Genomic DNA, 13966 nt, shown 5'->3' with positions numbered 1-13966 from the left:
TCGATGGTATAACAGCGGTGTTCGCGGCTCGTTATGGCCCATTAAGGCTCGCGAACATTCGCTGCCGCGCGCAGCAGTTCCGCCAGCTTCTCATTCTCGTCGATGCGCGCCTGTTCCACGGCCACGTCCGTGTCGCTGCCCACCCGCTGCGCCCACTGCTGCCGCTCGCGCGCGAAGATGATGCGCTCGTGCACGGCGCGCAGCGCGCTCCAGATCGCGTGATCGGCGGTCTGCGCGGTCGCTTCTTCGAGCGACAGCATCGAGAATGCATGCCCGGTATGGCATCGGCAGCGTAAAGGCCAGTCGTCGTTGAGCCGCCAAAGCGCGCCGTTGCAACTGGGACAGGTGAGCGCCGAACGCTGACCGATCTCATCGAGCACTTGAGGTTCGACGAGCCCGGTCTCAGCAATTTGTGCCTCGCGGTCGAGGTCTGGCCGATTAGTCGTCATGCAATGCTCCTTGCGCCGCTTCGCCCCCTTGACGGCTGCAACAAGGACCCCCGGAAGTTCATCCAGCTTCGCGATGACATCCACGCCCCCGGCGGCGATCGCGCTACGCGGCATGGACGGGGCCTCGCAGTCATCCGGTTGCTGAACCACGCCGTAACCGCCCCGCGCGTGCACCGAGGCGAGGCCTGCGGCGCCGTCATCGAGGTCGCCACTGAGCACGACGCCCACGACGCGGCTTCCGTATTCGACGGCGGCCGATCTGAACAGCGGATCGGCGGCGGGCCGCGCGAAGTTCTCCGGGGCGGTATCGAGAAGGCACAGCTTGCCGTCGCGCAAAACCATGTGACGATCGGGCGGCGCCACGTAAATTCTGCCACGCTCCAGCACTTCCTGGTGGCTCGGATGAATCGCCACGTGAGAGCCCCAGCGCGAGAGCAGCTCGGGCAGAACGCTTCGATGCCTGCCTATGTGCAGCACGATGCAAAGCGTGGCGTCCAGGTCCGCGGGCAACTGTGTCACCAGCGTCCTCAGGACGGGAAGTCCGCCGCGAGACGCCGCAATGACAACAATATCTCGATGTTCCATAGGGCCTCCACCCGACGTAGGCCGCATTATTTGCGCCTGCCCTCGTTCATATCGGTCAAGCCGATCAGTTCGGGGTCCGCTGTGTATCGACAGTGCGCGCGGGGGCGTGCATTGCCGGTCTGACTGACTGAGGAAACGTCGCGATGTGGGTCCGGTGTGCTGCGCTCCGCGAAAGCGCATGAAGTAGTTGAATCAAAGCTCGCATGCGTAAAGCGACATTCACGCGCCGAAGATCAGCGTGCCGGGGCGACGTTGCATTTCATTGAATCAAGCCGCCCCGGCCCGCATTGCACGTTGTTGCACCCGCGCGCCAGTGCGAAGCCTAGCCGGTAGCCTGGCTGCCCTGATCGCGGGTCAAGACGCCCAGTGCATCCATCAATCGTGAAAAGTCGAGCGGTTTCGCCAGATGCACGTCGTAGCCCGCTTCATGCGCGGCCTGAATGTCTTCATGGCGGTCGTGTCCACTGAGCGCGACGCAGCGCAGCGCAGCCCATTCCGGATTCGCGCGGATCGTTCGCACCAGTTCATAACCGTTCATGCCCGGCAGGTCGATGTCCGACACCATTGCGTCGATCGGCTTCTCCGCAAGAAGCGTCAACGCTGCGTCCGCATCCGTCACGGCTTCGACCACCGCGCCTTCCAGTTCGAGCAGCGCGGTCAGCGAAGCGCCGGTTTCGTCGTCGTCTTCGACCAGCAGAATGTGCAGCCCGACGATACTGGCGTCGTCTCGCGTGACGGCGCTCACAGGCGGCGGGGCGTCGGCCGCCGGCAGCCATACCGACATCGTCGTGCCCATGCCGTGACCTTCCGATGCCGCCGCGACCCTGCCGCCATGCTTCTCGACCAGTTGCTTGACGAGCGCGAGGCCGATGCCGAGACCGCCACGCACGCGGTCGCGCGGGCCCTGACGGAACATGTCGAATACATACGCGACCATCGACGCGTCCATGCCCTGCCCGTCGTCGGCGACGTCGATGCGCAGCATGCGGCCTTCATGCGACAGATGCAGCTTCACATGGCCGCCCGCATGAGTGAACTTCAGCGCGTTTGAAACGAGGTTCCAGATGATCTGCTCGCACCGGACAGGATCGGCGAGCGCGATTGCCGGTCCCTCCGCCAAATGCGTTTCGAGCGAGATGCCACGCGAACCCGCGTCTTCCTCGCATGCATCCGCGATGCTGCTGAGCATTGCAGCCAGGTCCACCCGCTGCATTTCGAGCGTGAGCTTGCCGGTCTGAATGCGCGACCAGTCGAGCAGATCGTCGATGATCTGCGCCTGGCTGCGCACCGCCTGCTTGATCGACACGGCCGCTTCGCGCACGGCGTCGATGTGCCGGACCTCCGGCAAGCGCGGCAGCATCTCCGACTTCACGCCTATCAGATTGAGCGGATGCTTCAGCTCATGCGAGAGCACCGCGATGAACTCGTCTTTCACCTGATTCGCGCTCAGCGCCTGCTCGCGCGCTCGCTGCTCCTGCTCCAACGCCTCGCGACTCGCATCCTCGCGCTGCTTGCGCTCGGTCAGATCACGGACGATCTTCCCGAAGCCGCTGAACGAAGCGTCCGATATCGGCGTGACCACGCCGCTGCAATAGATGCGCCGGCCGTCCTTGGTGCGATGCCAGCGCTCGTCGTCGGCGCGGCCTTCCTTCAGCGCGGTTTCGCGCTCGTGCGCGGGCACGAACGCCAGCCGGTCGTTCGTCTCATAGATGAGCTCGATATCCCGGCCGATCACTTCGTCTTCCGCGTACCCGAAGATTCTTTCCGCGCCCGCGTTCCAGCTCACGATCAAGCCGTCGCGGTCGTGAATGATGATTGCGTAATCCTTGGTGGACTGAGCGACGAGACGCAGCCTCTGCTCGTTCGCGCGCGCCGCCTCTTCGGCGTGGTGCCGGTCGGTGATGTCGATGAGCGTGATCACCGCGCCGTCGATATGATCGTCGGCCGTGCGATACGGCAACAGGCGCATCAGATACCAGCGGCCCGTCTCGCTCTGAATCTCGCGCTCGGTCAGCCGCAACGACTGGAACGACTGCCGCACGTCGTCGGCGAGTGTCGGGTAGCGCAGCGAATGCGTGATGTGAAAGAGCGACCGGCCAATGTCGCTATCGATGAGATTGAAGATCGCCGTCGCGTTCGGCGTGAAGCGCTTGATGCGAATCTCCTTGTCGACGAACACCGTCGCGATCTCGCTCGATTCGATGATGTTGTGCAAGTCGTCGTTGGCCTTCGCGGTGTCTTCGATGCGCGCCTGCAATTCCGCGTTCGCGGTGGTGAGTTCCTCGTTGACCGACTGCAGTTCTTCCTTGCTGCTTTCCAGTTCTTCGCTGGTCGAGCGCAACTCTTCGTTGATCGCCTGCAGCTCTTCGTTCGACGCTCGCAGTTCCTCGACGGATGTTTCGTACTGCTCGATAATCGTTGCCAGCTGCTCGCGGCTTTGCTGCAACTCCTGTTCGAGCTGCGCGAGCACCGGGTCCTGGCCGGCGGCTTCGGCGTGTTCTTCGTCGGTCATGCGAGCCGACACTTCATCGAACACGATCAGAAGAAAGCCGGCATTCGCCACCTTGTCGTGGAACGGCCGCACCGTCATGTTGATCCACGAGGCGCGCGGCTCGTGCACCCACTTTACGCGGCGCGCCTCGACGCTCGTGCCCGTTTGCAGCGCGCGGAAAATCGCGGTGCGCAGTTCCAGCCGCAAGTCCGGCAGCACCAGCGACATGATGTTGCTCGACAGCTCGCCGCCCGGATGGCGCAGGAAGCGGCCCGCGTTGTCCGACAGATGCACCACGTTCGAGTCCCGGTCGATGATCACGCTCGGCGGCGCATACGTCTCCAGCGCGCGCTGATGCAACTCCGTGAAGGAGAAGCTGCGCTGCGCGGGACTGGCCGGCGCCCGCAGCGGCGCGGTGGCCGCTGCGCGGTCGTCCGCGGTGCCTGCTTCGTGCTGCATCAGCGGTGGGAAACCGACTGGGGGCTTCGTGCGATGCGCGACGGTGCGCGCCCGGTAAATGCGCCATTTCTTGTCGACGACGACAAAGAGGTCGTCGGCGGCATCGGCCGATTCGGCGGTGCCGAGAAACAGGTAGCCGTTCGGCCGCAGCGCGAAGTGGAACAGCTCGAGAATCTGCCGCTGCACCGCGCGTTCGAGGTAGATCAGCACGTTGCGGCAAGAGATCAGATCGAGGTGCGAAAACGGCGGATCGCGCAGCAGGCTATGCGAGGCGAACAGAATGCGCTCGCGCACCGACTTCGCGATGACGTAGTGCGCCGATTGACGCACGAAATAGCGCTGCAGCAGCGCGGGCGGCACGTCGTTCGCAATCGAGAGCGGATACGAGCCGGCGCGCGCACGCGAGATCGCCGCTTCGTCGATGTCGGTGGCGAACACCTGAATCGAGCGGGCCGAGCTCGCGGCGTCGCGCGCCTGCGCCAGTTGCAGCGAGATGGAATAGGCTTCCTCGCCGGAGGCGCAACCGGCCACCCAGACGCGCACCTGCCCCTCGCCCGGCTCTTCGGTGAATAGGGTGGAAATGACCTCGCGTTCCAGATAGTCGAACGCGCCGCGGTCGCGGAAAAACTGCGTCACGCCGATCAGCATGTCGCCGAGCAATGCGTTCGCTTCGTCGGGCGTCGCGCGCAGGAAGTCGCGATAGCCCATCAGATCGCGCTGTCCGTTGACCTGCATGCGCCGTTCGATACGCCGCAGCACCGTCGCGCGCTTGTACAGCCGGAAGTCGTGCCCCGTGCGCACGCGCAGGTGCATCAATATGTCGGACAAGGCGCGCTCCGGGTCGCTCGCCATCCGACGCGTGCGGTCGTTTGCCGGTTCTGCCACTTCGAGACTTTCTAACTGAATGCGCTGGGCGTTGGCCCACAATTCGATCAACCGCTGCGGCATTTCGGACGCGGGCAGCACGATGTCGACCTGGCTTGTCGCAATGGCGTGCTGGGGCATCTCAGCGTGCTCGGCATCGCCGGGAGTCTGGGCGAGCGTGATGCCGCCCGCTTCCTTGATGCGGATGAGCCCTGCCGCGCCATCCGATCCCGCGCCCGACAGCACGACGCCGATAGCATGCTGCTCGTGCGCCTCGGCGAGCGTGCGGAAGAAATGGTCGATGGTAAAGGGCGGGCTCTCGGATGCGTCGCGGTCGGTGGCTCTCACGCAGCCGTCCGACATCTCCAGCCGCTTGCCCGGCGCGATCACATAGATATGATTCTTTTCGAGCGGCAGCGTGGCAGTCACCTGCCGCACCGGCATGCCGGTGGTGCGTTGCAGGATGTCGTCGACGTGACTCGCATGTTCTGCCGCCAGATGCACCACGACGACGAACGCCATGTCCATGCTGCTCGGCGCATTTTCGAAAAACGTCTGCAAGGCTTCGACGCCGCCGGCCGACGCACCGATTCCAACCACTGGAAACCGCAAGTCGCTTTTGACCGTAACCGGTGAATCCGTCGTTCGCTGGAGCGTCGACTTTGGCTTTGACACTGCGCCTCTCCTCGTCTAATGCGCGGTTGTGCTATCCACGACCAATGCCGAATTGTGTACTGAATGCCTATTGTAGGACCAGCGATGCAGCACAGCTATTGTAGGGCAGCAGTTAGGCTTGCACGTTGTCGAAAGCGTTACTTAACGGATACGCGCGACGACGGATCGGACAAAGTTTCGAGTGAGATGGCGGGCTGCGCATGCCAGGCGTTCGACGTCGCCTGCGATGGTTGCAACGGTGGCGAACGGGATCGCGTGCGCGGGTTGCGCTCGATCGCGCGCAGCGGTGCGCCCGTGCCGTGCGCAGCCGTTCAGTGCTTATTCCGGCTCAATGGATGCAAACGGTCGTTCGGCAATCAGACGCAGGTTGACGGCTCGTGACAACCGTCCGCGCCTTCAACGCAGCCTGGAATTGAGGATGATGCTGCACAGGTCCACGCGCTCGAAGCTCGGGTCCTTGTGCGCGAGAAAATCGTCGTTGAACGTGCCGAACGTGGTGCCCGGGCGGTGTTTCATCCCTTCGTAGAAGGCATCGATCATCTTCTCGCCGAAGTCGGCGCCGCGCGGATACGCCGCGACCACCGCCGCGCGCTGCGCTTCCGTGAACGCATCGAAGCCGCGCCCCGCTACGTCCATTCCCGCCCCGGCCTGCACCAGCGCGATTTCGCCGTGCATATGTTCGGGAATACCCGGCGTCGTATGAAGCGCCACCGCGGTCCACACCTTCGCCACGTCAGCCTCGTCAACACGATGACTGCGTAGAAAATCGCGTGCGGCGTTGGCGCCGTCCACTTCGAAACGCAGCTGGCTTGTGCCATAGGCCGACGTCAGCCCGATATCGTGGAACATCGCGGCAACGTAGAGCAACTCCGCGTCGTACCGGATACCGTTTCGTTTGCCCAACAGCGCGCCCCACAAGTAGACCCTTGTCGAGTGGTTGAACAACAATTCGCTCTCGGTGTCGCGGATGAGCTCGGCTGCCTCACGCGCGAGCGGGCTGTCGGGAATGTCGATATCGAGCATGGCTTTCGTCTGCCCGGTTTTGTCTGGCTTCATCGGTTACTCGAATGAATGACAGCGTGCCTTGCTATCGCACGCCACTTTTGATTCGGTCGGTCATCGCGCGCCGCACTCACTGGCGGCGCCACAGCCGTGAAGTTACGCTTCGCATGGGTCATCGAACAGGCCCAAGATCGTTAGAAGCCACTGTACTATCGCGTCTATGGCAACGCTTTCCATTGGAATCGATCGCGCCGGAGGCCTCCCGCTCTCCGCGCAAATCTATGGTTCGATCCGCCATGCGATCGAGTCGGGTCAGCTTGCCGCCGGCGCACGGCTGCCCTCCTGGTCCGATTTGGCCGCCCAGCTCGGCGTATCGCGAGGCACCGTTCGCGCGGCCTATGAACGTCTGATCGACGAGCAATTCGCGGTCGGATTGGGCGCGGCCGGCACGCGAGTCGTGGCAAGACCGTCGCCGGCGACGGCCGGATGGTCGCCTGAATCGCCGCCGCTGCCAGAGCTGTTCAACGACTTCAGCACGGCCCCGCTCGCGTTTCAGATGGGCGTGCCCTCGCAGGACGCGTTTCCGTTCAAACTCTGGTCACGCATTCAGGGACGCGCCGCGCGCCGGGCGGCTGCGGCTCCTGTCGGCTATCCCGACCCTCGCGGCGATCCCGAACTGCGACAGGAGATCGCGTCGTATCTCGCGGTGTCTCGCGGGCTGCTATGCAGTCCCTCTCAGGTGTTCGTTACCGCCGGTTTCGCCGGCGCGCTCAATCTAGCCATTCGCGGCCTGCGCATCGAAGGCAAACAAGCCTGGATGGAAGAGCCCGGCTTTCCGCTCACGCGCACGGCCCTCGGGCTTGCCGGCATGACCGTGGCGGGCGTGCCGGTGGACACGGAAGGGCTCGATGTCGAAAGGGGCATTCGCATCGCGCCCGCCGCCGCGCTGGCAGTGGTGACGCCGGGCCAGCAGGCGCCGCTCGGAATGACGATGTCGCTCGCTCGACGGCTCTCGCTGCTCGACTGGGCCGAGCGCCACGATGCCTGGGTCGTGGAAGACGACTATCTCGGCGAGTTGCAGTTGCGAGGACGGGCTGCACCGGCGCTGGCCTCGCTCGACCGAAACGCACGCGTGCTCCACGTCGGGACCTTCAGCAAGACCATCAGCCCGGCATTGCGCCTGGGTTTTCTAGTCGTGCCTCAGCCCTTGGCGCGCGGCTTCGGCGATGTCGCGGCGTGCCTTTCGCCCGCGCCGGCTGCATCGGTACAGCACGCGGTCACCGAGTTCATGCACGACGGACACTTTCTTCGGCATCTCCGGCGCATGAAGCGTCTTTACGCGGGCCGGCAAGAAGCGCTCGTGCGTTGTCTGAAGGAACTGGGCTCGGAGTCGATCGACGTGCAAGGCTCCGCGGGCATGACCGTCGTGGCCGGGCTTTCGCAGGCCGGCGTATCGGATATCGATATCGCTTCTCGCGCGCGTGTTTTCGGGCTGGCCCCGGTCCCGCTTTCACCGTGGTACACGACCGACCCGAGTCGACAGGGGCTTCTGCTCGGCGTGACCAATCTGGACGAAAGAACGCTCGCGGCCAACTGTTCCCGCTTGCTGGAAGTTGTTCGCGGGCGCCACTGACGAAAGCGACACCCGCCTTCTTGGTGCATCGAAAATATCCATTCCTGGTGCTTTTGCGTGTCCGCCCGTCACACGACAATGCAGACACACAAAGGAGCCAAACACCCATGAACATGCGATCCATCATGCGCGCCGCGTGCGCCGCCATGGCGCTCGGCATCGCCGTACCGGCCCTGGCGCATGGTGCGGCTGAGACCGTCACGCCGAACTTTCAGCACGCCATTCCCAACGTTCCGGGCAAGTCGTTGACCGCCGTCGTCGTCGATTACGCGCCCGGCGCGGCGTCGTCAGCGCACAGGCATGCAGGCTCGGCTTTCATCTATGCGTACGTTGTATCGGGCGAGATCGAGTCGCAAGTCGATAACGGTCCGAAGCGCGTCTACCATGCCGGCGAAAGCTTCTTCGAGGAGCCCGGCTCGGTTCACCGCATAAGCCGCAATGCGAGCGAAACGAAGCCTGCGAAGCTGCTCGCCGTCTTCGTCGCCGATACCGATGATAAAGCGCTGACCACCCCCATCAAGTAGCGCACCCCTTCAAGGAGTCACCTCATGAGCAAGCGTCTCGACTACGTTCAGATTGCGCCCGCGGGCGTCAAAGCCCTTGGCGGCGTCTATGGATATGTGATGCAGAGCGACCTGTCGCCGGTTCTCGTCGATCTGGTCTATTTGCGCGTCTCGCAGATCAACAACTGCGCCTATTGCCTCGACATGCACACACGCGACCTGCTGAAAAAGGGCGTGAAAATCGAAAAGCTCGCGCTGGTGCAGGCATGGAGAGAAGCGGGCCATCTCTTCGATGACCGCGAACGCGCAGCCCTCGCGTGGGCCGAATCGGTCACGCTGGTGGCGCAGACGGGCGTGCCGGACGCGTCGTACGACGCTGCGCGCGCCGTGTTCAACGAGCGGGAACTCGTTGATCTCACGCTCGCCATCAGCCTGATGAACACCTATAACCGGTTGGCGATCAGCTTTCGCAATACGCCGCAGGCCGTGCTGGAACAATGAAGCCGCTGCGGGTTTTCGCGCCATAACAATGCGTGAAGTCGAGCATAGGCCGCGCGGCGCATGTTACATGTCGGAGGCACTGCGGCGCGCGGGCATGATGTTTTTTCAATCCGCATCGCGAACTAAAAGATCCATTGCAGGCGCTGGTCAGCTAACGACAAGACCAGCGTTCTGCACATCGCACGTGGACCCGAATGGTCGTCGCACGCTCTCCTCGCCCTCTCTCGCCACCAACTCACGGAACTGCTCCAACGACATCGGCCGCCCGGTCAGAAATCCCTGCACCACATCGCAACCGGCATCGATAAGCCATTCGAGTTGCTTCGGATCTTCGACTCCTTCGGCCACCGCATCCAGGCCGAAGCTATGCGCCATCGAGAGGATCGCGGTCACGATCGGCTGACCGTCTTCCGGCAGCCGCTCGATGAACGACCGGTCGATCTTGAGCGTGTTCACCGGAAACGCATGCAAATAGGAAAGCGACGAATAGCCCGTGCCGAAGTCGTCGATCGACAGCAGCACGCCCGCCGCCCGCAGACGATTCATCACGGCGATGCCTGTCTCGCGATTCGCGATCAAATGGCTCTCGGTCAACTCCAGTTCGAGCAGCGCCGGCGCGAGCCCGCTCGTGGCAAGCGCCGCCATCACGTCGCCGACGAAGGCCGGATGCCGCAACTGTCGCGCCGACACATTCACCGCTACGCGCACGGCAATACCCGTGCACCCGGCATTCCACGTCGCGGCGGCAACGCACGCGCGCTGCAGCACGGAGCGCCCGAGCAGCACGATCAGATCGCTATTTTCCGCAATCGGTATGAACTCGCCCGGCGACACCGCGCCTTCTTTCATATGCGTCCAGCGAGCGAGCGCCTCCGCGCCCACGAGCGTGCCGCTGCGGCAGTCGAACTGCGGCTGAAACACGAGTTCAAGCGCGTCGCTGTCGACGGCCTTGCGCAATTCCGCTTCGAGATACGCGCGCCGCTGCGCCGCGTGCATCATCTCCGGCGAGAAGCCGACCACCGTGTTCTTCCCGAGCGATTTTGCTTCGTACAACGCAATATCTGCACTCGTGACAAGACTGCCGCCGTCGTCGCCTGCCTCGGGAAAGCTCGCATACCCCACGCTCGCCGTCACGTTGATTTCGCGGCCGAAGAAGGTCGCCGGGCGGCACAACGCCGTGCCGATCTCGCGCGCCAGTTCCCCGACCGCCGTGCGCTTCCATGAGCTTTCGAGCGTCACCGCGAACTCGTCGCCGCCCATGCGGCTCACGGTGGCGCGGCCGCTCACCGTGTCGTTCAGCACGCGCGCCACGTGCTGCAGCAGTTCATCGCCTGCGCCGTGACCCAGCGTGTCGTTGACTGTCTTGAAGTCGTCGAGGTCGATCAACACGATGCCGAAATAGCGGCTCGGCTCCTTCGCGCTGGCCACGCGCTCTTCCAGCGTTTCATAGAACGTGCGACGGTTCGGCAGATTGGTGAGCGGATCGGTGCGGGCAAGGCGCTCCAGTTCGCGTTCGGCCTGGCTCACGCGCCGCCGCATCCGGTTCATCACAAGTGTCGAAATCCACATCGCGCCGAGACACGCAACACCGAGAAAGCACGCGTATTGCGCGAGGTGCCGATGCACGAGATCGCTCGTCGCGACGAGCACCACATGTCCCAGGATATGGCCGTTGTGTTCGATGGGCGCGCGCACGAAAACGTCGCCGAGCGAAAGCGCGTCGCGATGCTCGGTCGACTCTAGCGTGCCTTCCGACAGTTCCTCGCGGGTGATGCCCGCGCGCGCATAGCGTGTGTAGAGCCGCCCATCGCTCTCGTAGACACTCAGCGTCTCGACATAAGGAACGCGGCCGAGCGATCGCAGGACGTCCTGCATCGAGCCTTCGTCGTCGAACATCAGCGACGCGCTCACGTTCTCCGCAATCACCGACGCTTGCAAGGACGCGTCGTCGTAAAGCGCGCTGCGAAAGGCCACGGCCTGATACAGCAGCAGCACGACGCTCGCGACCACGAGCGCGATGCCCACGCTGACCAGATTGGCGCGCAGCGTGAGACGGCCGGTGCTTCCGCTGCGCATTTTGATGGCGCTCACTTGAGTCTCCTTGCCAGCCGCAGCAGTTTTGAACTGAGCACGAGCTTGCGGCGCAGCGCCTCCGTATTGTTGATATCGAAGCGCAGATGATCGTCTTGCGCGATGAGCGCGACGACCGGCTCGCCCGGCGGGGTCGCGCCCACGCCCGCGACGACGAGCAGCGCGTCGTCCGCTGCGAGCGCATCGCGAACATCAGCGTTCGCGCTGTCGCCGTCATCGAGAGCGAGCACGTCGCAATCGGCGAAGCGCTTTTCCGCGAGCGTGATGAAGCGCCACACGCGCGCGCCGACCGCGCGTCCGTTGAGCGCGGCGAGCGCCTCGCGCATCGAGCTGCGCGCGCTGGCGCAGACGCGCAGCTCGCCGGTGCGCATGCGATCGGCGGGCCATTGCGTGAACTGCGTGAAGTTGAAGATGTACGCGCTCTCGAGCTTACGCATGTCCGCCTGCGCGTGCGCGTGCCATGCCGCGACCGATCCGGCCGCGCAGAGAGACAACGCTATGCAGCGACGCATCCACATCATCAGAACCCGTAGACCATTTTGGCGAGCAACGTACGGCTCTGTTGCGCGATGACGTCCTGCGCGAAGCCGGGGCCGGCCGGATCGGCGTAGCGGCGATCGAACACGTTGTAGACGGACAAGGAAACGTCCGCGCGCGGCACGAGCTTGCGGCTATGAACCGACACGTTCGCGACGCAGTAGCCGCCAGCCGAACCGGCTTCTGCGAGCCGCGACGACATGCACTGCGCTTCCGCGCCCACGCGCGCCCACTTCGCGAACAACGGCGCGCTCACATTGAGTTTGCCCATGTGGCGCGGCGAGTTCTGCAATGCGCCGCCGTTGATGGAATCGCGCGAGAACTGATACGAATAGCTCGCGCGGGCGCGCACGCCCGAAGCGAACTGTTGCTGCCACGCGAGTTCTGCGCCGCGTGCCTGCGCGCGATCGACGTTGCGAAAGACATAGAGGCCCGTGTCGGGATCGATCGACTCGGTGATCAGATCGCGCAGCGTATAGCGAAAGAGCGTGACGGTCGCGCGCCCCAGGCTGCCGAGCGCGCGTTCGTAGACGATCTCCTGCGTGTCGATATGTTCGGACTTCAGCATCGGATTCGCGAGCTGGCCGCCATCGCCGGGAATCGCGTAGTACATCTCGTACGCGTTCGGGGCGCGATACGCTCCGCCGTAAATCAGCTTGAGCGTATCGCTCGCGGTCGGCCGCCAAATGAGCGCGATGCGCGGGCTGAAGTTGCCGCCCACGTGCGTCTCCGTGTCGAAGCGCCCGCCGATATCGAGCGTGAGCGGTTCGGCGAGTTTGATTTCATCGTCGATATAGAAGCCCGCGCGCTGGCTCATGCGGTGATCGTCGAGCAGTTTGGCGTACGGCGCGACGTTGTAATTCCATTGATTCTGCGCCGCGTTCATCGTGTAGTCGACGCCCACCATGATGCGATTGCGCGGCACGGTGCGCACGGTGGCGTGGACATCGCCGCCATACCAGGCAGCATGATCGCCGTCGACGTTGGCGGTTCCGGGAGCCGGCGCCTGCAACTCGCGGCTCGTGTAGTCGTAGCGGCCCGCATAGAGTTCGTAGTCGATCGCGATGTCCTCGCGCACGTTCTGCGTGTACGTGGCATCGAGGAAGGAGCGCGTGTCAGTCACGCTGAACGGCGCGTTGAATACGGCTTCATACGGCGCGCCCGGCACGTCTTTCGTCCGGTTGCCATAACCCGCGCTGACGCGAAAGCCGCCCATGCCGAACTTGGCGAACACCGTCTGGTTGCGCTCGCCGTCGAGATTCTGCGCGATGCCGTGGTTCTGGTCCGGCGTATCGAACTCCGGATAGTAGAGGTCTTGTCCGTGACGCTCGTAGGCCGTGGCGGACAGCACGAGATCGGCGCCGTTCGCGCCATGCCAGCCGTAGGTGCCGCGCGCTTCCTTCTCGCCGAAGCTGCCGACCGCGCCCGCGACTTGCGCGCCGCCGATTGCGCTGCCCTTCTTCGTGATGACGTTGACGACGCCGAACAACGCATTCGAGCCATACACGGCCGATCCCGGACCGGGTATGTATTCGATGCGCTCGACGAGATCCATGTCCACCGGAAAATCCAGGCCGACCGGCGCCTCGCCATAGACGGCATCGTTCACGCGCATGCCGTCGATCAGCAACAGGAAGCGGCTGTTGTAGTCGCCCGGACGCTGGAAGCCGCGCGCGCCGAGATACGAGTACATGCGGTCCGAGCTGACATAGAGGCCCGGCAGCGTGGCGAGCGCGTCGCCGAGCGTGCGCCAGCCGTAATCGCGGATGTCGGTCGCGGTGAGGACCATCACGGCCGCAGGCGCGCTCGACGCGGACTGCTCGATGCGCGTCGCGCCGCTCACGGTGAGGCTCATCAGCGATTCGAGCGGCATCGACGCGAGGTCATCGCCCGCGCCGCCGTCGGCCTGTGCGGAAGCGCCCGCCAGCGACGCCGCAGACGCGGCGCCAACAGGCGAGGTCCAGGCGCTCAGTGCCGCGGCCATGACCGCACCGGCAAGCAGAGGCAGCGACGCGGCGGCGAGGCACGGGCGTCGCGATGGGACACAGGGGATCAACATCTCTTGCGGCTTTCTTATGAACGTTTCCGTTCGTTCTTATCGGCAAGGATGAAGGGGCGCTTTAGCCGGAATTGCCTGCGTGGCCTCGCGGGCCGTTTCGTATCGGCAATTCTTCCC

At 64.1% G+C, this 13966-nt stretch carries 10 protein-coding genes; 4 read left to right on the top strand and 6 right to left on the bottom strand.

Annotated elements, in window-relative coordinates; genetic code table 11:
* Positions 1–41: 41 nt before the first annotated feature.
* Together JYK05_RS22605 and JYK05_RS22600 are read right to left on the bottom strand one after the other, a co-directional pair.
* Positions 42–1034: a chemotaxis protein CheB gene (locus JYK05_RS22605; RefSeq protein WP_206469917.1), complete on the bottom strand. Its 993-nt coding sequence runs from the start codon at positions 1032–1034 to the stop codon at positions 42–44.
* Positions 1035–1356: 322 nt separating this feature from the next.
* Positions 1357–5448: a CheR family methyltransferase gene (locus JYK05_RS22600; RefSeq protein ID WP_241270088.1), complete on the bottom strand. Its 4092-nt coding sequence runs from the start codon at positions 5446–5448 to the stop codon at positions 1357–1359.
* Between JYK05_RS22600 and JYK05_RS26470 the strand changes: the two genes are divergently transcribed.
* A complete protein-coding gene (locus JYK05_RS26470; protein WP_241270094.1) occupies positions 5369–5542 on the top strand; it encodes a hypothetical protein in 174 nt (57 codons plus the stop codon). The genes JYK05_RS22600 and JYK05_RS26470 overlap by 80 nt on opposite strands.
* A 377-nt stretch (positions 5543–5919) precedes the next feature.
* Here JYK05_RS26470 and JYK05_RS22595 read toward each other — a convergent pair whose 3' ends face one another.
* On the bottom strand, positions 5920–6579 hold the full coding sequence (locus tag JYK05_RS22595; protein ID WP_206469913.1) for an HD domain-containing protein: 660 nt from the start codon (positions 6577–6579) through the stop codon (positions 5920–5922).
* A 166-nt stretch (positions 6580–6745) separates the two neighbouring features.
* Here JYK05_RS22595 and JYK05_RS22590 point away from each other — a divergent pair, with 166 nt between their 5' ends.
* The 3 genes from JYK05_RS22590 to JYK05_RS22580 all read left to right on the top strand — a co-directional run bounded on the left by JYK05_RS22590 (position 6746) and on the right by JYK05_RS22580 (position 9162).
* On the top strand, positions 6746–8158 hold the full coding sequence (locus JYK05_RS22590) for a PLP-dependent aminotransferase family protein (protein ID WP_206469912.1): 1413 nt from the start codon (positions 6746–6748) through the stop codon (positions 8156–8158).
* Between the two features lie 107 nt (positions 8159–8265).
* Positions 8266–8682: a cupin domain-containing protein gene (locus JYK05_RS22585; protein WP_175942553.1), complete on the top strand. Its 417-nt coding sequence runs from the start codon at positions 8266–8268 to the stop codon at positions 8680–8682.
* Positions 8683–8706: 24 nt separating this feature from the next.
* Complete coding sequence (locus tag JYK05_RS22580) at positions 8707–9162, top strand: carboxymuconolactone decarboxylase family protein (RefSeq protein WP_175942551.1); 456 nt, start codon at positions 8707–8709, stop codon at positions 9160–9162.
* Positions 9163–9309: 147 nt separating this feature from the next.
* Here JYK05_RS22580 and JYK05_RS22575 read toward each other — a convergent pair whose 3' ends face one another.
* The 3 genes from JYK05_RS22575 to JYK05_RS22565 all read right to left on the bottom strand — a co-directional run bounded on the left by JYK05_RS22575 (position 9310) and on the right by JYK05_RS22565 (position 13774).
* On the bottom strand, positions 9310–11253 hold the full coding sequence (locus JYK05_RS22575; RefSeq protein ID WP_241270042.1) for a bifunctional diguanylate cyclase/phosphodiesterase: 1944 nt from the start codon (positions 11251–11253) through the stop codon (positions 9310–9312).
* On the bottom strand, positions 11250–11690 hold the full coding sequence (locus JYK05_RS22570) for a YfiR family protein (RefSeq protein ID WP_206469911.1): 441 nt from the start codon (positions 11688–11690) through the stop codon (positions 11250–11252). The genes JYK05_RS22575 and JYK05_RS22570 overlap by 4 nt, the downstream gene beginning before the upstream one ends.
* A gap of 83 nt (positions 11691–11773) precedes the next feature.
* Positions 11774–13774 (bottom strand): TonB-dependent siderophore receptor, encoded by a 2001-nt coding sequence (locus JYK05_RS22565; RefSeq protein ID WP_206469910.1) that lies wholly within the window; start codon positions 13772–13774, stop codon positions 11774–11776.
* Positions 13775–13966 lie beyond the last annotated feature (192 nt).

Source organism: Caballeronia sp. M1242, assembly GCF_017220215.1.
Lineage (GTDB): Bacteria > Pseudomonadota > Gammaproteobacteria > Burkholderiales > Burkholderiaceae > Caballeronia.
The sequence above is the reverse complement of the archived record's forward strand: the minus strand, read 5'-3'. Positions and strand labels throughout refer to the sequence as shown.